Source organism: Acinetobacter sp. UBA801, from assembly GCA_002296655.1.
Taxonomy (GTDB): Bacteria; Pseudomonadota; Gammaproteobacteria; order Pseudomonadales; family Moraxellaceae; genus Acinetobacter.
Genome location: DBIN01000028.1, coordinates 139,322 through 159,355, shown reverse-complemented (window position 1 = coordinate 159,355; position 20,034 = coordinate 139,322). Strand labels below are relative to the sequence as shown.

Below are 20,034 nucleotides of genomic sequence, written 5' to 3'. Positions count from 1 at the left end.
TTTTATTGATCAACTGAAAAAACGGTTTTTACTGCTGCTTTATATATAAGAAAAATAAATTAATTTTGTAAACTAATTCGAAAATATAGATGGTGATAAATATTTTTGTATTTTCTTAAATTTTTACGTTAATTTGTCGCCATTGGAACGCGAAGTTGAATTAACAATATGTCTAATGAAATTCATGGATCGCCAGAAACAAGTGGTGATTTGAAACGAAGCTTGTCCAACCGACACCTACAATTAATTGCAATTGGTGGTGCGATTGGTACAGGTTTATTTATGGGGTCAGGAAAGACCATCAGTTTAGCTGGCCCTTCCATTTTAATTATTTACATGATTATTGGTTTCATGGTTTTTCTCGTCATGCGTGCATTGGGGGAGTTATTACTATCAAACCTTGCGTATAAATCATTTATCGATTTTGCGACCGATTTAATTGGTCCTTGGGCTGGTTATTTCGTAGGATGGACCTATTGGTTATGTTGGATCACGATTGGTATCGCAGATTTATCAGCCATTATTTATTACTTACAGTTCTTTAATGGAGGTAACCCGTTCTCGCCAGAAGAAGGGGTGATGATCAGTATTGCTGCCATTGTCTTTATCATGGGCTTGAACCTCGTTACTGTGAAACTCTTTGGTGAGCTTGAGTTCTGGTTTGCCTTAATTAAGATCATTGCGATTGTGGTATTGATTGGCGTCGGATTGTGGATGATTTTCACAGGCTTTACATCAACTGTGGGTGATGTTGCATCATTTAATCATTTATGGTCGCATGGCGGGATTTTCCCAACTGGGGTCACAGGCTTCTTGGCTGGCTTCCAGATTGCCATTTTCGCCTTTGTCGGGGTGGAATTGGTAGGTACAACTGCTGCTGAAACTAAAGACCCAGAACATAACTTGCCTAAAGCAGTGAACTCGATTCCAATTCGTATCATTATTTTCTATGTGCTTGCACTGGTGATTGTAATGTCTGTTACGCCTTGGAATAAGATTGATCCAAGCATTTCACCTTTCGTAAATTTGTTTAGCCAAGCGGGTATTGCTGCAGCAGCCATTATTATGAATTTGGTGGTGTTATCTTCAGTAATGTCATCAATGAATAGTGGTGTGTTCTCTACATCACGTATGTTGTTTGGTTTGTCTCGTGAAGAGCAAGGTCCGAAAGCGTTTGGTCACTTAAATAAACGTGCTGTTCCAGCAAATGCATTGTATTTCTCAGCAGTGTGTTTACTACTTGGTGCTGCATTACAGTACTTTGTACCAAACACAGTTGAAGCATTTACTTTGGCAACCACACTTTCAACGATTTTATTTATCTGTGTGTGGCTCATGATTATCTGGAGCTATATCGTTTACTATAAAACACGCCCAGAATTACATGCCAAATCAAAATTTAAACTTCCTGGCGGTTTGTTTACGTGTTGGATTGTGATTATCTTCTTTATTGGTATGATTTACGTGTTATCCCTTGAAGCGGATACCATGAAAGCATTAATGGTCAGCCCAATTTGGTTTGTTATCTTATTGATTGGTTATTTTTGTTTCTATAAGCCGAAGCATAAATAAGTCCAAATGATATTGATGCAATGAAAAACTGCTCCTTTGGGGGCAGTTTTTTTATGTGATTTTTTTACTACAAGGCTGATTTTTTACATGACCCAATGTGACCTTTATAGGTTGAATCCTTGCCACCAATTTTAATGTTGGATGGATAAAAATAGCTGACATGGATTGGTGTTAGAAAACATTGATTAGGCTGTGAATAGTTTGCAAATTGATAAGCGATGTCAGTAAAATCAATGTTTTTAAGGCACTATTTTAAGATAAATTATTTGAGATGAGCGATAAAAATAAAAAAATGCTTAAAATTAGTGCAGGGTGCAAATAAGCCATCTAGGAATTACAGGGCTTTTCTTTTATCCGCGTGTTGATCACGTTATACTCGGAAAAATCTTTTCATTAGGTACAATTATGTATCGCTTTATGAATTATAAAATGATCGTGCTGATCAGCAGTGTTTTATTGACTGCATGTGGACAGTCTGGTGCCTTACATTTGCCTTCTGATGTCAATGCAGATAAACGTGCAAAATATCTGATTTATCCAGATACGCCTGCACAGCAAAAGCAGAATAAGGAAACGACAACTGCACCTGCTGAAGCGTCTAATTCAAACCCAACACCTTAATGCTTTTTTAGAAAGGATACCTCCATGAGTTTCACCCGTATTAATGGGGTATTGCATGCAGAGCAATGTTCATTACAACAACTTGCGCAGCAATACGGCACACCGCTATATGTTTATTCAAAAGCGACTTTTGAAAAGCATTATTTAGATATGGATCGTGCGTTTCACTTTATCGATCATCAAATTTGTTTTGCGGTAAAGTCTAACTCAAATATTGCGGTGTTAAACGTGCTTGCAAAGCAGGGCGCTGGCTTTGATATTGTAACTGGCGGCGAATTAGCGCGTGTTCTCAAAGCAGGTGGTGATGCCTCGAAAATTGTCTTTTCAGGTTTAGGTAAAACTGAAGCCGATATTCAAAAAGCGTTGGACGTTGGGATTGCCTGCTTTAACGTAGAATCACATGCAGAATTAGACCGTATTCAAAAAGTTGCGGCAAGCATGAATGTCAAAGCGCCAATTTCATTAAGGGTTAACCCAGATGTGGATGCCAAAACCCATCCTTATATTTCGACAGGTTTAAAAGAAAATAAATTCGGTATTCCGTCAGATTCGGTGTATAGCACGTATGAATATGCTGCGTCTTTACCGAACTTGGATATCGTCGGGATTGACTGTCACATCGGTTCACAATTGACCGAAACACAACCGTTTGTAGATGCTTTAGATCGCGTGATTGTGATGATTGATACCTTAAAAGAAATGGGTATTCAGCTCAAACACATTGATATTGGCGGCGGTTTAGGGGTGACTTATAAAGATGAAACTCCACCAACGGTTGAAGAGTATGCCAATGCTTTGCGTCCCGCTTTAGAAAAGTTGGGTCTTAAAGTGTATATGGAACCAGGGCGTAGTATCTCTGCCAATGCGGGCGTGTTGCTAACGAAAGTTGATTTACTTAAACCGACCAATCATCGTAACTTCGCGATTATTGATGCTGCGATGAATGACTTAATCCGTCCTGCGTTATATGAAGCATGGATGGATATTCAGCCAGTCACCCCACGTAATGATGTTGAAACGCTAGAGTGGGATGTAGTCGGTGCAATTTGTGAAACAGGTGATTTCTTAGGTAAAGAACGTCAGCTTGCGATCAAAGAAAATGATGTTTTGGCAGTGATGGGTGCGGGCGCATACGGTTTTGTGATGAGTTCTAATTACAACAGTCGTGGTCGTGCAGCTGAAGTCATGGTCGATGCAGATCAAGTACATTTAATTCGTGAGCGTGAAAGCATTGAATCGCTGTGGGAAAGAGAACGTTTATTGCCATAAGGGGAATTCGAGATGTTATTAGAATTTACCAAAATGCATGGTTTGGGCAATGATTTCATGGTGGTTGATCTCATCAGCCAGCGTGCTTATTTGGATGCGCTAACTATTCAGCGCCTTGCGGACCGTCACTTCGGGATTGGATTTGACCAACTGCTAATTGTGGAACCACCCGATTTGCCGAATGTCGATTTTAAATATCGCATTTTCAATGCCGATGGTTCTGAAGTGGAGCAGTGCGGCAATGGTGTGCGTTGTTTTGCGCGTTTTGTGCATGAGCGTCAGCTTACGACTAAAACCAAAATCAAGGTGCAAACTAAGGCAGGCATTGTAGAGCCTGAGCTGGGGCAAAACGGTTGGGTGCGAGTGAATATGGGGTATCCAAAATTCTTGCCGCATGAGATTCCATTCATTGCCGATCAGCCTGATAATTTATATGACATCGTGTTGAAAGATGGTGCTACATTAACCATTGATATCGTGAACATGGGTAATCCACATGCCGTGACCATTGTGCCCGATGTACTGACTGCCGATGTTGCAGGAATTGGCCCACAAGTAGAATCACATGAGCGTTTCCCACAGCGTGTCAATGCAGGTTTTATGCAAATCATTGACGAAAAACATGCGCGTTTGCGTGTATTTGAACGTGGCGTAGGTGAAACCTTGGCCTGTGGTACAGGTGCATGTGCTGCAGCCGTTTCGGGTATGCGCCGTGGCTTATTGTCTAATTCAGTTGAAATTGAACTGGCAGGTGGTAAGTTGCAAATCGAATGGCGTGAAGGTGATGTGGTGTGGATGACAGGGCCAACCGCTAACGTCTATCACGGCCGTTTGGATTTAAACTATTTTCAGGGTTGATGCTTCGTTCTAACATGAACAGCCCTTATCTTACTTAAAAGCACCATTCAAAACGAATGGTGCTTTTTTGTATCTTGCAGCGTGGATCAGGTATGCTGTACCGAACGTCATTCTAAAAAATTCTACTCATTATGCCGCAATTGATTTTTTTACCTGGCGCTTCAGGCAATACCGCATTTTTTGATCCTCTAATCGAAAAGGTTGAAAAACTGCCGTGGCAGAGTGCTGTAAAAATTGTGGCTTATCCTGAATTTAATCATCAACCTCCACACTCACAGGTACATGATTTTGCAAGTTTGCAGGCTTATGTGCTGGCGAATATCCCAAATGATTGCATTATCATTGCACAGTCGATGGGCGGTATTTTTGCAGTTGCTGCCACGTTGCAATATCCAGAAAAAGTGAAAGGATTAGTATTGGCTGCAACATCAGGTGGCATGGATTTAAGTGGTTTTCAGGTGCAAGATTGGCGACAAGACTATCAAGCAAGTGATTCAAATTATCCTGACTGGTTTGTAGAGGCAAAGGCCAATTACACAGCAGACTTTGCTAAAATCAACATGCCTATTTTGTTGTTATGGGGCGATCAAGACCCGATAAGTCCACTGGCTGTAGGTGAGTTTTTACAACAACAATTTCCACACGCCGTATTAAAAATTGTGCATGGTGGTGATCATTTGTTTTTAGATACACATGCAGATCAGGCAGCGGAATACATTGCTACTTATTTAGAGCAGTTTTCAGCAGTTCAGCAATCGGAGCGTGACTAATGTACGATCCGCAACAATTATTAAAGATGTGGCTCAAAGAACGCGAAATACAACAGCAATCACCACATACATTAAAAGCCTACGCGCGCGATTTAAATGATTTTTTTAGCTTTTGTGAGCAACAACAGCTTGCCTTATATGATGTAGAAGCGGCAGATTTGCGCCATTATTTGGCACAGAAGATAGAACAGCAGCAGCTGAATAGCAGTAGTTTACAGCGTATGCTGTCAGCGATTCGTCAGTTTATGAAATGGGCTGAGCAAGGGCAGTATTTACAATTTAATCCAATTGATGATTTTCAGTTAAAACGTCAGCCACGACCTTTGCCTGGTTTGATTGATATTGAAACGATTCATCAAATTTTGGATCAGTCTGAACCAGAAACTGAAGTACAACAACAAATGTGGCGACGTGATAAAGCGATTTTAGAATTGTTATATTCGAGTGGTTTACGTCTAGCAGAAGTACAAAATTTGCGTATCCGCGATTTAGATTTTAATCGACAATTGCTGCGCATTACGGGTAAAGGCAATAAAACCCGTATTGTGCCCTTTGGTCGTAAAGCCAAAGATGCAGTGATGCAATGGTTACAGATTTATCCTCTATGGCAGGGCGATTTTGTACCCGATGCAGCATTGTTTATTACTCAAAAAGGTGAACCTTTAAAAGCACGCCAAATTGAAAATCGGGTGAAGTTTCAGGCACAACGCGCAGGAGTGAATGTCGATTTGCATCCGCACTTATTGCGACATTGTTTTGCCACTCACATGCTGTCGAATAGTGGCGATATACGAGCGGTCCAAGAAATGCTTGGGCATAGCAATTTAAGTACCACGCAAATTTATACCCATGTCGATTTTGATCAGTTAGCGCGGGTTTATGATCAGGCACATCCACGTGCGAGTAAAAAGTAAAGCTTTTGCTTAAAGTAGGCATTATTTTTGCTAGTTAAAATATAGCTATTTCATACTGCAAATATTTTTTCACAGTCAATTGCAAAGTCTTGGTGCAGTACTTAATGTTTTAAGCAAAGCGCTTTCACTTAGATGTCATTGCAACTATTGTAGAATAATAAAAATGTGAGTTATGCAGTATAAAGATGCAGAAAGAGTGGGTCACACGAATAATAGACATGGAAGACATTATTTTTTGTTCCACTGCATAACACTTTGGATATCAAATGATAGGCAAAACCATGATTTCAAATCTTCAAGATAAATATGAACAATTAAGCCCAAGCCAAAAAGAAATTTTTGCAGGTTATGGCTTGCGTCAAGTGAAACATTTTGTCGAAATAAGCTTGCCGATGATTGAGCAAGAATTACCTGCCGATTGTGTGGTGCAGGGCATTAATGCCGAAGGTAAAATGCAGGCGATTCATCTACAAACACAACAAAGCTATGTGTGGATTTCAGATCAACAGTGGCAAGCACACCCAAATGCAAGCAGTAAAATAGATTTGAAAAAAGATTTTATTGCAGTCTGGGAAATTTTTAATTTACAGGCGTATGAATTGATTGATCTGAGTCATATCCACCGTGACTTCTTAGAAACTCAGCAAGTTTAAGCTGAGTTTTTTATCTCCCTTACCAGGAAGATGGTGTAGTGAATGTACATAAATATCCATCAAAATAAAATAGATTGTTTAATTCATACCCAATCAATTGCTACATACGGATTTGTGAACCAACAGTCACATTTTAAAAGCGCATTTATATCTAAAAAAACCGTAAAAAATAAAGTTTTCTATCTTAAATGACAGTCAGATTATAGGGTTTTATGTAAGGAAATTTACCTAAGTTGTAGAGGGAACTGAATTTAAATTGCATTTCAATTAATCTTGTTGATGATGTGGATAAATAAAAAAACATAATATAAATCAAAGTTTAAAATTGATTATATAATCGTTGCTTGGTTTGTTAATTTTTAAAAATAAAAAAGTATGAACGCATCGTTCAGTTAATTTTTGGCATTTTTAGCCTTGTTTAGACAATTCTGACTTGACCGAAATGCCGATCACATAGCAAGATAGGACACCTAAAAAATTTAAAGCGAAGAGTTATTATTAACTTTTCTCAATATTTACTTTTGCTAAAACAGCCGAGGATTACATGAAGGCTCTTGTTGCTGTAAAACGTGTGGTAGATGCCAACGTTAAAGTTCGCGTTAAGCCGGATAATAGTGGAGTTGACCTGACTAACGTTAAGATGTCAATTAACCCATTCTGTGAAATCGCAGTGGAAGAAGCGGTTCGTTTAAAAGAAAAAGGAACTGTTTCAGAAATCGTGGTGGTATCCATTGGTCCTAAAGAAGCGCAGGAACAAATCCGTTCTGCAATGGCGCTTGGTGCAGACCGTGGTATTTTGGTTGAAACAGCCGATGAGATTGGTGCACTTGAAGTGGCTAAAATCTTAAAAGGTGTTGTTGAACAAGAACAACCACAACTTATTCTATTGGGTAAACAAGCCATTGATGACGACTCTAACCAAGTTGGTCAAATGCTAGGCGCTTTACTTGGTGCAGGTCAGGGTACTTTTGCTTCAGAAGTAAAAGTAGAGGGCGATAAAGTTCAGGTTACACGTGAAATTGACGGTGGTTTACAAACTGTTGAGCTTACACTTCCTGCAATCATCACCACTGACTTACGTTTGAATGAGCCACGTTATGCGGCACTTCCAAACATTATGAAAGCACGTAAAAAACCGCTAGACATTAAATCTCCTGCAGATTATGGCGTTGCAACAGGTTCTAAGTTGAAAACTATAAAAGTTGAAGCACCTGCTGAGCGTAAAGCGGGCGTACAAGTGAAATCTGTAGACGAACTTGTAGAAAAATTGAAAAACGAAGCGAAAGTGATCTAATACAGAAGGATAAAAATCATGAGTATTTTAGTTATCGCTGAGCACGACAATAAAGCACTTAATGGTGCAACATTAAACGTTGTTGCTGCAGCTCAAAAAATCGGTGGTGATATCACTGTATTGGTTGCGGGTTCTGGTGCGCAAGCAGTTGCAGACCAAGCAGCTAAAGTTGCAGGCGTAAGTAAAGTATTACTTGCTGACGATGCGGCTTATGCAAACCAATTGGCTGAAAACGTAGCAAAACTTGTTGCAGAATTAGGTAAAGGTTATAGCCATATCCTTGCTGCTTCTACAACCACAGGCAAAAACATTCTGCCACGTGTGGCGGCTCTTCTTGATGTGAGCATGATTACAGACATCATTGCTGTTGAATCTGCGAATACGTTCAAGCGTCCAATCTATGCAGGTAACGCGATTGCAACAGTTCAGTCTGATGAAGCAATCATTGTTGGTACTGTACGTGGTACAGCATTTGACCCTGTCGCTGCTGAAGGTGGTTCTGCTGCGGTTGAAGCTGTAAGTGAAGCAAAAGATGCTGGTATTTCTAAGTTTGTTTCTGAAGAAATTGTGAAATCAGAGCGTCCGGAATTAACAGCTGCACGTATTGTGGTTTCTGGTGGTCGTGGTGTAGGTTCTGGTGAGAATTATCACAAAGTACTTGACCCATTAGCAGACAAACTTGGTGCAGCACAAGGTGCATCTCGTGCAGCAGTTGATGCGGGCTTCGTGCCAAACGACATGCAAGTTGGTCAAACAGGTAAAATTGTTGCACCTGATTTGTATATCGCTGTGGGTATCTCGGGTGCGATTCAACACTTGGCAGGTATGAAAGACTCTAAAGTGATCGTTGCGATCAATAAAGACGAAGAAGCGCCAATCAACGCAGTAGCTGACTACTGGTTAGTGGGTGACTTGAACACTGTTGTTCCAGAATTGGTTTCTAAAATCTAATTGCTGAACACAGTTCAAAACGCCTCTATGTGAATAACATAGAGGCGTTTTTTATTGTCTTATTTTTTAATATGGATGCAGCAATTGGTTTTAAGTACATTCTGTGAGTTTTTGGTATATGGGGTATATAGTGAGCATGCGGAAGCTGAAGATATTTTGAACTTACTCTTCAAAATATGACGCACTATTATTTCTTGGGCGTGAATATAATTTGCTAAAAACTCACCATTAAATTTAAGTAAATTAACAAGATTAAGATCATCTCTAAAGCACAAAAACACAGGCGTATATGCTATAATTTTTCGCTGTATTTTATTTTTAGCCTGCATTTCAGGCTAATCATTTGCAAGTTTTACGACATATAAAATGCAAGCAAAATTTGTTTGCAGAATAAGGAGTATGCATGAGCGTATCGGAAATTAGACCGATTGCCATTGAGGATGAACTCAAGCACTCGTATTTAGACTATGCGATGAGTGTGATTGTGTCACGTGCGCTGCCAGATGTACGAGATGGTCTAAAACCTGTGCATCGACGTGTGCTATTCGCAATGCACGAATTGGGCAATGACTACAACAAAGCTTACAAAAAGTCTGCCCGTGTAGTCGGTGACGTCATCGGTAAATATCACCCACATGGTGATTCTGCAGTTTACGAAACGATTGTTCGCATGGCGCAAGATTTCAGTTTGCGTTATCAATTGGTCGATGGTCAGGGTAACTTCGGTTCGATTGATGGCGATAGTGCTGCAGCTATGCGTTATACCGAAGTCCGTATGCGCAAACTTACCCACGAATTGCTGGCCGATTTAGAAAAGGACACCGTCGATTGGGAAGATAACTACGACGGCTCTGAGCGTATTCCTCAAGTAATGCCAACTCGTATTCCAAACCTATTGGTCAATGGTGCTGCAGGTATTGCGGTGGGTATGGCGACCAATATGGCACCGCATAACATGACTGAAGTGGTGCATGCATGTTTGGCTTATGCAGACAACCCAAATATTTCAATTGAAGGGCTAATGGAACATATTACTGGTCCAGACTTCCCTACAGGTGGCATCATCTACGGTAAATCAGGCATTGTCGATGCTTACCGTACAGGTAAAGGCCGTTTGCATATTCGTGGTAAGTATCATTTTGAAGAAGATCAAAAGTCTGGTCGTACCACCATCGTCTTTACTGAAATCCCTTATCAGGTCAATAAAGCCAAAACCATTGAGCGTATTGCTGAACTGGTAAAAGAGAAGAAACTCGAAGGTATTTCAGAACTACGTGATGAGTCTGATAAAGAAGGGATGCGTATTGCAATTGATCTGAAGCGTGGTGAAAACGCTGAAGTGATTGTGAATAACCTATTCTTGAATACACAATTAGAAAACTCATTCAGCATCAACATGGTTTGCCTAGACAATGGTCAGCCAAAATTGATGAATCTGAAGGATATTATTGCGGCATTTATTCGTCACCGCCAAGAAGTGGTGACCCGCCGTACCATGTTCGAGTTGCGTAAAGCACGTGAACGTGGGCACATTTTAGAAGGCTTAACCGTCGCGTTGGCCAATATTGATGCCATCATCGAAACCATTAAATCTTCTGCCAACCCAGCGGAAGCGCGTGAGCGTTTACAGGTAGGCGAATGGGCAGCAGGCGGTGTAGTCGCATTATTAGAAAAAGCTGGTTCAGTTTCTGTACGTCCAGACGAAATTGAAGGTGAAGATCCTAACCGCCCATTTGGTTTAGATGGTCAGGTGTATCGTTTATCACCTGCGCAAGTGACCGCAATTTTAGAATTACGTTTGCATCGTTTAACAGGTCTAGAACAAGACAAATTACATGCAGAATATTCTGAAATTTTGGCACAAATTGCTGAATTAACTGCAATTTTGAATGACTTTAATTTGCTAATGGGCGTGATTCGTGAAGAATTGGCGCAAGTTTTACAGCAATATGGCGATGCACGTCGTACTGAAATTGTAGAATCTCGCATTGATTTCTCGCGTGAAGATTTAATCCCAGAAGAACAAGTGGTACTGACAGTTTCACAAACAGGTTATGCAAAAACCCAACCATTGTCAGATTACGCAGCACAGCGTCGTGGTGGTCGTGGTAAATCTGCAACGTCGATGAAAGAAGACGATTATGTGCAGCATTTAATTGTGACCTCTAACCATGCAACGGTGTTGTGCTTTACCGATGTGGGTAAAGTGTACCGTCTGAAAGTGTTTGAAGTGCCGCAAGCATCGCGTGGTGCTAAAGGTCGTCCAATGGTGAACTTGTTGCCGTTAGAAGCTAATGAAACCATCACTGCAATTTTACCTGTCATTGATGCACCGAAGAAATTTACTGAGCGTTTGGCAGACTTCCGTAGCTATGTGAAAGCCAATGCGGCACATCTGCAAACTAATGCTATCATTGCCGCACATTATGCAGAATTAGAAGCAGCATTTGCTGAATTAGCAGATGGTGATGATTTATCTGACGCATTACGTGTGCAATTGAAACAATTGGGTGTTGAGCTTTCTGCAACCGATTTAGATGATGAGATCATTGCAGAGTTTGCATCACAAGCTGAAGCCTTGCGTAAAAACTACTATGTCTTTATGGCAACGGCATCAGGTACAGTGAAACGTGTTGAATTGGAGCAATTCAGTAATGTGCGCTCGAATGGTTTACGTGCTATTGAATTGAATGAAGAAGATACTTTAATTGGTGTGGCGATTACCGATGGCGAACAGCAAATTATGTTGTTCTCCAATGAAGGTAAAGCGATTCGTTTTGCTGAAACCGATGTACGTTCAATGGGTCGTGCAGCCAAAGGTGTACGCGGTATGCGTGTTAGCTTCGGTTCAGCGCAAGTCGAAGATGTTGAAGATGCAGAAGTAGATAGTGATGATGAAGACAGTTCAGATTCAGCGTTGACCAGCCGTGTTGTATCGCTAGTCGTAGTACCAGAAACAGGCGAAGTTTTGTGTGCTTCGGCGAATGGTTATGGTAAGCGTACACCTGTAGATGACTTCCCAACCAAAAAACGTGGTGGTAAAGGTGTGATTGCCATTAAGACCTCTGAACGTAACGGTGAATTGGTCGGTGCAGTTGCGATTGATGAAAGCAAAGAGCTGATGTTGATCTCTGATGGCGGTACATTAGTACGTACTCGCGCTTCTGAAGTGGCACAAACAGGTCGTAATGCACAAGGTGTACGTTTAATCCGCTTGGGTGAAAACGAAACACTGGTGGGTGTAGAAGCGATTGAAGCTGTGGAAGAAGAGGATGATTTACTGGACGAAGAGCTAAATGCAGAATCTTCAGAAACTCCTGCCGCGGCTGATGTGCAAGCCGAAGATGCACCAATAGAAGATAATCAAACTGATGCTGCTTCAGGTGATCAAAATTCAACTGACTAAAGTGTGAGTGCAAGATACTCGCATTGCATGAATTAAGGACGCTTCGGCGTCCTTCTTCTTATACTGCATAAATGGAAGTAAACATGACCATGAAAATACAATGTGCAATATGCGCTACAATTTTAAGTTTAGCAGGCTGTAGTCGGGTACAAGACAATGTACCTGAACCGACAGCAGCACAACAACAGGTTGCATTTGCAGCATATACCGAGCTGAAAGAGGGGCAATACGAGCAATTTTTGACGCATTTAGAACCTGAGTTACAACAGTATTTTCAGGATAATCAGCGGGTCATGAAAAAATTCTCCAGTGCAATTCCTAAAGATGCAGAGCGTTCCCGCACTTTGATGACCAAGAAAATTGAGCAGCAAGCGAATCACAGACAGCAATACAAAGTCAGCTATGAAATTGCCTATCCTAAAAACTTGGTGCAATACGATGTCAGTTTTGATGAGGGAACAAATGCGCTAACCGCAACGAATCAACCTAAAATTCGGAATTTAAATATTCAGGTATTTGGTGAGTAAGCTAGCTCATTCTGCATAACTGATGTCGAAATGCACATTGTGCAAAAAATGATTAAAGATTGATTTTATGACTGCATCTGCCACTTGGCATTGAAATAATTTTATGCAAGTCAGGTCAAGATGTGGTTAAATGCCATCATTTTATTGTGTTTCACATAGATAAGGAAAAATCATGCGCGCGTACAATTTCTGTGCTGGTCCTGCTGCATTACCTACAGCCGTTTTAGAAAAAGCCCAAGCTGAAATGCTAGATTGGCATGGCAAGGGACTTTCCATTATGGAAATGAGCCATCGTAGCAAAGACTATGTGGCAGTTGCAGAAAAGGCAGAAGCAGATTTACGCACTTTAATGAATATTCCTGATAATTACAAAGTATTGTTCTTGCAAGGTGGTGCATCGTTACAATTTTCTGCAATTCCATTGAATTTATTGGGTAAAAACAATAAGGCAGATTATATTCATACTGGTATTTGGTCTGAAAAAGCTTTAAAAGAAGCACAGCGCTATGGCGATATTCATGTCGTTGAAGCAGGTATTCAGATTGAAGGTAAGCATGCCATTAGTGAACAAAGCCAATGGAACTTATCTCGCGATGCTGCCTATGTGCATTATGCAGATAATGAAACCATTGGTGGTTTACAGTTTGCCAATATTCCTGAAACGGACAAGCCGTTGGTATGTGATTTCTCGTCAAGCATTTTATCTGCGCCTTTAGATGTCTCTAAATTTGGTCTGATTTATGCAGGTGCGCAAAAAAATATTGGCCCAGCAGGCTTAACCATCGTGATTGTACGCGAAGATTTACTTGATCAAGCCAAGCCTGAAATTCCAAGCATTTTGAAATATTCAGCACAGGCGAAAAACGATTCAATGGTGAATACGCCTGCAACTTATGCATGGTATTTGTCTGGTTTAGTATTTGAGTGGTTATTGCAAAATGGTGGTGTAGATGCGATTCATCAAGCTAACCTAGATAAAGCGAAACTGTTATACGGTTATATCGATTCAAGCGATTTCTACGCGAATCCAATTTATAGCGCAAACCGTTCAATTATGAACGTTCCGTTTACTTTGGCTGATGCTGCACTGGAAAAACTATTCTTGCAAGAAGCTGAGGACAATCGTTTGTTGAACTTGGCAGGCCACCGTTCTGTAGGCGGTATGCGCGCAAGTATTTATAATGCAGTGCCATTAGAAGGCGTACAAGCTTTGGTTAACTTTATGGATGACTTTGCAAAACGTCACGGTTAATCGAAAGTAGTGAAAGCAAAAACCCAGCTGAATTAGCTGGGTTTTTTATAGAAATCGGTGAGACGACATAGAGGCTTGCGAATGAGTAAAACTCAGAACACAAAATAGTGTAAGCCGTAGACGGAGAGCAGCATGCCTAATGCAAAAAATAGACAAGACATCGGCTCGAGCTGATAGCGTTGTTCAAGTTGATGTTCAACATGTTGTAAGTTTTCTTCTTGCACGATTTTCATAGATATTATTTTCCGATGATCTATTTATCGTTAAATATTTAAATAAGGCTATATTTTTAGCATAAAAAATTGATTAAATAAAGTACTAATTTTATTTTAAATATAATATCAAGCAATAATAAATTAATTTTGTGCTGATTTTCAAAATCTGCGCCATTCAAGGCTTTCAGATTATCTACGGTATTGGGCTGAGATGTTTAGTTTTTAAAAACTTATCCACATATTCGATTTAAAATATGGCTGATTTTGAATCTATAATAAATTTAAAACTGTGGGTAACTGCGTTTTTTGAATTTAAAATGCTTAAATAACCATCAATATATCCACAATATCAATAGTCGTGTTTCATAAACAAAAAACTGATCATAAGCCATCAGTAAAATAAGTGTTGAAAGTTCCTTCTCCCTAGGGAGAAGGTTAGGATGAGGGGGGTGAATATAAGTTTATTCGTTTGATAGCATTTTTAATATTTTTTTATAAACTACTGTTTTATATTATGAATGTTGGCTTGTATCCAAATGTTGCCACGAATGTATTGTCCAATTTCAAAGTTTTGATGCGCAGGATTTCTAGTTGCAAGACGAATTAAAATCGCAGGCTGATTTTCATCATGAATTAGGGTGACATCATAAACGGAATAGGCTTGGTTCATGAATTCAAAACTGGTTTTACCAACAACATTGCCTTGAAACCATGCTTCATCTTCCTGACCGATATTTTCACCGTATAAATATGCGACCATTTTAGAAAAATCCACCGTTACGGGTGCTTTATCATCTTCAGACTTAGGTTGCCATGCATCAATTTGTTCTTGCAGGTTGGCAGGAGCAACACCATCATTGGCCGCTAAAATATCATTCAGCGCACGGTGATGTTTAATTGAAGCAGGATCATCGACTACCAATTGCTCACCTTCAGTGACAGCTTCTAGTTCATACGCCCATGCGTTTAAGTTCATCCAATAGCTTTGATCTTTTTGGTAATGTTGATGGTTGACACTGTATAAACTATCAAAAGCATAGACAATGCTATTGTTACCTAAATTGAGTCGAAGCACCGCTTGAGTATTAGATTTGCAACTAATGATACGTTCAATTTTAGCTTCAACTTTGTAAGGGCTTTCAAAACAAGGGAAGGCAGTTTTTACAGCTTGCGGTTTGTTATTTTCAACCGCAATCACTTGCGTCAATTGAATAGATTGTTTGCTTGGGCCTTGAATTAGCCAGGTGCTTTGATCCATTTCTGCTTCATGACGGCATAAACCCATTGGCATAATTGGTGCATCTAGAGCCAGCCCTAACCATTTTGGAACTTCGGTGCAGGGTTCATCCGTGAGTAAATTCCAATGTTCAACATGGCTGCCGAAGTTCTGATCTTCAATGTGGATGATTTCTGGTCTATTCTGATTGTTCATAAGCACTTTGAGATGTTAGGTTCTTTTGTTTACTCTTAGATCGAGGGTTATTTCGATTTTTCAAGTCTTTGGCTAAAATTTCATGTTTTGCCATTGCATTTGCACAAGTTGTGCATAGCGATACAGCAGAAACAAAATCACATTCATCTACACTTTAACATGCAATTCTGAGCATTTTAAACATACTGCAATTTAATGAGTTTGATACACTAGTCGCATATTATTATCAGGGTTGCACAGTGTTGCCATTTAAACTTTGGGTTGATGCTGATGCATTGCCTAAAATTCTAAGAGAAGTCATTTTACGTGCTTCAGATCGTTATCAACTTGAAGTCACTTTTGTTGCCAATCAATCCGTGGGGATTACGCCTTCGGTACGGATTAACTCTATTCAAGTCATGCATGGTGCCGATGCTGCTGATCAGGAAATTGTAGATCGCATGAAGGAACACGATATTGTGATCACGCAGGATATTCCATTGGCAGCACAAGTGATTGAAAAGGGTGGAATTGCGATTCATCCGCGTGGTGAAATTTATACAGTTGCCAATGTGAAAGCGCGTCTGCATTTGCGTGATTTTATGGATACGTTGCGTGGCGCAGGCGTACAAACAGGCGGGCCAGCGCCTATTTCAGAACGTGATAAACGCGAATTTTCAAGTAGCTTAGACCAAACCATTCAAAAGCAAAAACGTAAAACCGTTTAATACGAGTCGTGTATGCCTTCTAAAACCAATATTATGATGACTTATGCCTTATTGGTTTTCATTTGGGCAACGACGCCTTTAGCAATTGTTTGGAGCGTGTCAGATTTACACATGCTTTGGGCTTTGGTGCTGCGTTTTTTCATTGCTTTGCCTTTAGCTATTATTTTACTGCTGCTGTTAAAAGTGAAATTTCCAAATCATCTACAAGCGTGGCATAGTTATTTGGCAGGTTCATTTAGTTTGATTGGGTCGCAAATTTTCACCTACATTGCCACCGCTTATTTAAGTTCAGGTATTATCGCCCTGATGTTTGGTCTAACTCCTATTATGGCGGGGTTGATTGGTCGTTTTGTGTTTCAGTTGCATTTGGCACGTATTCAATGGATCGGGATGACAGTGTCCATTTTGGGGCTTGGTATTATCTGCTTTGGCGGCGAAACTCAGCACGTGCACCCTCTGGGTATTATTTTAATGTTGTTTAGTGTACTGACCTACACCATGTCTATTTTCTGGGTGAAAAAAGTCAATACACAGGTTGAACCTGTAGCACAGGCAACTGGCTCAATTTTGGTGTCGACCATTGCGGCTTTATGTATTGTGCCATTTATTTGGTCATATGTGCCGACTAGCTTGCCAAGTCTTAAATCTATCGCAGCTTTGCTCTATACCGTGATCATGGCTTCTTTGATTGCGATGTTCTGTTATTTTAAATTGGTACAGAATATTCAGGCGACCACTTTATCTTTAACCACCGTGATGACGCCGATGATTGCCTTGTTGATTGGTGCGCTACTAAATCAAGAGGCTTTGTCGGTCATGGTCTTTGTGGGCGCTTTGGTTTTATTGTTAGGCTTGGTGCTGTATTTTTATCGTGATCTTAAAGCGAGTCGGACATTGGCACAAAAAATCAAAACACCACCTTAACGTGATGCAAAGATGTTGTTATCCATGTGATTTCACATGCGCAAGCGAGCTGAATAGTTTGATTCTATCTAGATTACGCTTGTTTTATAGCAACGGCTTCTGCAAGTTTGACGCGGTCTTGTGGGTGTAAAGTAATAAAATATGCCCCGGTACGATACTGCCCATTTTCTTCTTCACGGCTATAAACCACTTGCGCGGTTGCAGCGATGTGAAAAAAGTTTTCAGGATGGCTGATCGTGACATGAATATAACTGCCAGTGTTTAATTCATGTACACTATAAAAACTTAAACCACTTTCTGAAAAATTGACCTGTTCAGGGATAGGTAACATGCTTTGTACAATTGCATCATATAAAGACCCTGTAATAAGGTTTAATTTTTGGTTGAATAAGGATAAGATTCGAGCAATTTGTTGATCTTTTTCAGTTAATTGTTCTAATTCGTAGTTTAATGCATGATCAAATTGATCTAATTCTGCAAGTAGTAGAAAATAACGCGGTAAAACAAAATTAGCATCGTAAGGGTCGTTCAGCGCAACATCGTCAGAAATGATCTGGTAATTGATTCTCAGCGCAGCATCAATTCGTGACATGACACGACGTTCAGACGCGACGCTTTGATGCTGTAAATTTTCCATAATGTATTACCTCGGACTTTGATGGTATGTTTAAACCAATCTCGCTATATATAGGGTTGAGATATACGCGTGCTCGGCGCAGTAACCACTTTATTTCTTTTATTGCCTTAGTTTCGATGATCGGTCTAACTTTGGGTGTTGCCGTCCTCATTACCGTACTTTCGGTGATGAATGGTTTTGATCGCGAATTAAAAAATCGTGTCTTGGGTATGATACCTCAAGCCACTGTTTCATCAACGCAAATTTTAACAAATTGGCCAGAACTTGCAACGAAAGTTGAGCAACATAAGCATGTTGTTGGTGCTGCGCCATTCACGCAATTGCAAGGCATGTTGACCGCACAAGGGCAAGTGTCGGGCATTATGGTCACGGGAATTGAACCCGAATACGAAAAGAAAGTATCGATTATTCAAAACCACATGGTTGCAGGCAGTATCGACAATCTGAAAAAGGGCGAATTTGGTATTGTTTTGGGTAAACAAATGACCGATGCCTTGGGGTTGGGCTTAAATGACAGCATCACCTTGGTTTTACCTGAAGCGACGCCATCACCTGCAGGAGTTGTACCGCGTTTTAAACGCTTTAAAGTAGTTGGTATTTTTAGTATTGGTGCAGAAGTTGATTCAATGATGGGATATATCGCCCTGAATGATGCTTCGACTTTGCTGCGTTTACCCGATGGTGCGCAAGGTGTACGTCTAAAACTGGATGATATTTTTGCTGCACCACAAGTATCTCGAGATATTGTGCAAGAGTTACCTGCTAACTTTTATGCTTCAGACTGGACGTATACTCACGGCAACTTGTTTAGCGCCATCCAAATGGAAAAGGCGATGGTGAGCCTATTGTTATTCCTGATTGTTTTGGTGGCTGCATTTAATATTGTGTCGTCTTTGGTGATGGTCGTGACCGATAAAAAATCAGATATTGCGATTTTAAGAACCTTGGGCGCATCACCAAGCACGATTACCAAAATTTTTATGGTGCAAGGTACGGTCATTGGGGTTATTGGTACAGTTTCAGGTGCAATTTTGGGAATTATTTTTGCGTCCAGTATTAGTGGTTTTATTGCATGGTTGAACAATGCATTAGGGCTAAATTTATTTGATGCTTACTTTATCAACTACTTACCTTCATATTTAAGATGGCAAGATGTGGTGGTGATTGTGAGCTTGTCGTTAATTTTAAGTTTTTTGGCGACCATTTACCCTGCGTTACGTGCCGCGAAAATTCAACCAGCAGAGGCATTGCGTTATGAGTAATATTGTTCTGGAAGCCAAGCAAGTTTCTAAACACTTTACCGATGGCAAAACCACTGTTGAAGTGATTCGAGGTTTAGATTTACAAGTTCAGCAAGGACAGTTTGTATCGATTGTTGGAGCAAGTGGTTCGGGTAAAAGTACCTTGTTGCATGTTTTGGGTGGCTTAGACCGCCCAAGTACAGGCGAAGTATTTTTAAATGGGCAGCGTTTTGACAAATTAGGCGAAGCTGAGCGTGGTTATTTGCGTAATCAATACCTCGGTTTTGTTTATCAGTTTCACCATTTATTGCCTGAGTTTAGTGCGCTTGAAAATGTCGCGATGCCGTTAATGTTACGTACGGGCACAAATTATAAAGAAGTGAAGGCACAGGCTGAGTATCTGCTTGAGCGTGTCGGTTTATCGCATCGTTTAACCCACAAACCAGGTGAGCTTTCTGGGGGAGAACGTCAGCGAGTCGCATTGGCACGTGCGTTGGTAGCGAAACCCGCACTCATGCTTGCCGATGAACCGACTGGAAACTTGGACCGTAAAACTGCAGTTAAAATTTTTGAATTGCTGCGTGAATTACGCAGTGAATTTAACATGGCCATGCTGATTGTGACCCATGATGAGGAGTTGGCAAAATCTGCCGATACAATATTGCACATGCAAGATGGTATTTGGGTAGATGCTTAGTGGCAGCGTAGTTTGTAAACACATGCAAAATTGACTGCGTTTACAATAGCAATTGCTGGAATAAGATTGTTTTGTTGAAGCCCACTTCGGTGGG

At 40.4% G+C, this 20,034-nt stretch carries 19 protein-coding genes; 16 read left to right on the top strand and 3 right to left on the bottom strand.

The window, feature by feature from the left end; translation table 11 throughout:
* The first annotated feature begins 168 nt into the window (after positions 1 to 168).
* From B2W49_RS05955 to serC, 12 genes are all read left to right on the top strand, one after another.
* Entirely contained in the window at positions 169 to 1,572 is a 1,404-nt protein-coding gene (locus B2W49_RS05955) for an amino acid permease (RefSeq protein ID WP_291335443.1), read from the top strand.
* Between the two features lie 417 nt (positions 1,573 to 1,989).
* On the top strand, positions 1,990 to 2,193 hold the full coding sequence (gene lptM, locus B2W49_RS05950) for an LPS translocon maturation chaperone LptM (protein WP_291335441.1): 204 nt from the start codon (positions 1,990 to 1,992) through the stop codon (positions 2,191 to 2,193).
* A gap of 24 nt (positions 2,194 to 2,217) precedes the next feature.
* A complete protein-coding gene (lysA, locus tag B2W49_RS05945) occupies positions 2,218 to 3,462 on the top strand; it encodes a diaminopimelate decarboxylase (RefSeq protein WP_291335440.1) in 1,245 nt (414 codons plus the stop codon).
* Positions 3,463 to 3,474: 12 nt separating this feature from the next.
* Entirely contained in the window at positions 3,475 to 4,320 is an 846-nt protein-coding gene (gene dapF / locus B2W49_RS05940) for a diaminopimelate epimerase (protein ID WP_070154088.1), read from the top strand.
* Positions 4,321 to 4,451: 131 nt separating this feature from the next.
* Positions 4,452 to 5,090, top strand: a complete 639-nt coding sequence (locus B2W49_RS05935; protein WP_291335437.1) for an alpha/beta fold hydrolase — start codon at positions 4,452 to 4,454, stop codon at positions 5,088 to 5,090.
* Positions 5,090 to 6,004 (top strand): site-specific tyrosine recombinase/integron integrase, encoded by a 915-nt coding sequence (xerA, locus tag B2W49_RS05930; RefSeq protein ID WP_291335435.1) that lies wholly within the window; start codon positions 5,090 to 5,092, stop codon positions 6,002 to 6,004. The genes B2W49_RS05935 and xerA overlap by 1 nt, the downstream gene beginning before the upstream one ends.
* A gap of 281 nt (positions 6,005 to 6,285) precedes the next feature.
* The gene (locus tag B2W49_RS05925) at positions 6,286 to 6,657 is read left to right on the top strand and encodes a hypothetical protein (protein ID WP_291335434.1); all 372 of its coding nucleotides are present in this window, start codon (positions 6,286 to 6,288) and stop codon (positions 6,655 to 6,657) included.
* A 544-nt stretch (positions 6,658 to 7,201) separates the two neighbouring features.
* The gene (locus B2W49_RS05920) at positions 7,202 to 7,951 is read left to right on the top strand and encodes an electron transfer flavoprotein subunit beta/FixA family protein (protein ID WP_291335432.1); all 750 of its coding nucleotides are present in this window, start codon (positions 7,202 to 7,204) and stop codon (positions 7,949 to 7,951) included.
* A gap of 18 nt (positions 7,952 to 7,969) precedes the next feature.
* Positions 7,970 to 8,902 carry an electron transfer flavoprotein subunit alpha/FixB family protein gene (locus B2W49_RS05915; RefSeq protein ID WP_291335430.1) on the top strand — a complete coding sequence of 311 codons (933 nt, stop codon included), beginning with the start codon at positions 7,970 to 7,972 and terminating at the stop codon, positions 8,900 to 8,902.
* A gap of 403 nt (positions 8,903 to 9,305) precedes the next feature.
* Positions 9,306 to 12,308 carry a DNA gyrase subunit A gene (gene gyrA, locus B2W49_RS05910; protein ID WP_291335428.1) on the top strand — a complete coding sequence of 1,001 codons (3,003 nt, stop codon included), beginning with the start codon at positions 9,306 to 9,308 and terminating at the stop codon, positions 12,306 to 12,308.
* 89 nt (positions 12,309 to 12,397) lie between these two features.
* Entirely contained in the window at positions 12,398 to 12,835 is a 438-nt protein-coding gene (locus B2W49_RS05905; RefSeq protein ID WP_291335516.1) for a DUF3887 domain-containing protein, read from the top strand.
* A 172-nt stretch (positions 12,836 to 13,007) separates the two neighbouring features.
* Positions 13,008 to 14,087 carry a 3-phosphoserine/phosphohydroxythreonine transaminase gene (gene serC / locus B2W49_RS05900; protein ID WP_291335426.1) on the top strand — a complete coding sequence of 360 codons (1,080 nt, stop codon included), beginning with the start codon at positions 13,008 to 13,010 and terminating at the stop codon, positions 14,085 to 14,087.
* Positions 14,088 to 14,179: 92 nt separating this feature from the next.
* Here the strand turns inward: serC and B2W49_RS05895 are convergent, their stop codons facing one another.
* Positions 14,180 to 14,320, bottom strand: a complete 141-nt coding sequence (locus tag B2W49_RS05895; protein ID WP_291335424.1) for a hypothetical protein — start codon at positions 14,318 to 14,320, stop codon at positions 14,180 to 14,182.
* Positions 14,321 to 14,801: 481 nt separating this feature from the next.
* A complete protein-coding gene (locus B2W49_RS05890; protein WP_291335423.1) occupies positions 14,802 to 15,734 on the bottom strand; it encodes a hypothetical protein in 933 nt (310 codons plus the stop codon).
* Between the two features lie 239 nt (positions 15,735 to 15,973).
* On the opposite strand from B2W49_RS05890, the gene B2W49_RS05885 reads away from it, so the two are divergent.
* The gene (locus B2W49_RS05885; RefSeq protein ID WP_291335422.1) at positions 15,974 to 16,441 is read left to right on the top strand and encodes a YaiI/YqxD family protein; all 468 of its coding nucleotides are present in this window, start codon (positions 15,974 to 15,976) and stop codon (positions 16,439 to 16,441) included.
* A gap of 12 nt (positions 16,442 to 16,453) precedes the next feature.
* The gene (locus B2W49_RS05880; protein WP_291335420.1) at positions 16,454 to 17,365 is read left to right on the top strand and encodes a DMT family transporter; all 912 of its coding nucleotides are present in this window, start codon (positions 16,454 to 16,456) and stop codon (positions 17,363 to 17,365) included.
* 73 nt (positions 17,366 to 17,438) lie between these two features.
* Here B2W49_RS05880 and B2W49_RS05875 read toward each other — a convergent pair whose 3' ends face one another.
* Positions 17,439 to 18,002, bottom strand: a complete 564-nt coding sequence (locus B2W49_RS05875) for a PilZ domain-containing protein (RefSeq protein WP_291335418.1) — start codon at positions 18,000 to 18,002, stop codon at positions 17,439 to 17,441.
* Between the two features lie 26 nt (positions 18,003 to 18,028).
* Here B2W49_RS05875 and B2W49_RS05870 point away from each other — a divergent pair, with 26 nt between their 5' ends.
* Together B2W49_RS05870 and lolD are read left to right on the top strand one after the other, a co-directional pair.
* Positions 18,029 to 19,264 carry a lipoprotein-releasing ABC transporter permease subunit gene (locus B2W49_RS05870; protein WP_026438219.1) on the top strand — a complete coding sequence of 412 codons (1,236 nt, stop codon included), beginning with the start codon at positions 18,029 to 18,031 and terminating at the stop codon, positions 19,262 to 19,264.
* Entirely contained in the window at positions 19,257 to 19,940 is a 684-nt protein-coding gene (gene lolD / locus B2W49_RS05865; RefSeq protein WP_291335415.1) for a lipoprotein-releasing ABC transporter ATP-binding protein LolD, read from the top strand. The genes B2W49_RS05870 and lolD overlap by 8 nt, the downstream gene beginning before the upstream one ends.
* Positions 19,941 to 20,034: the final 94 nt, after the last annotated feature.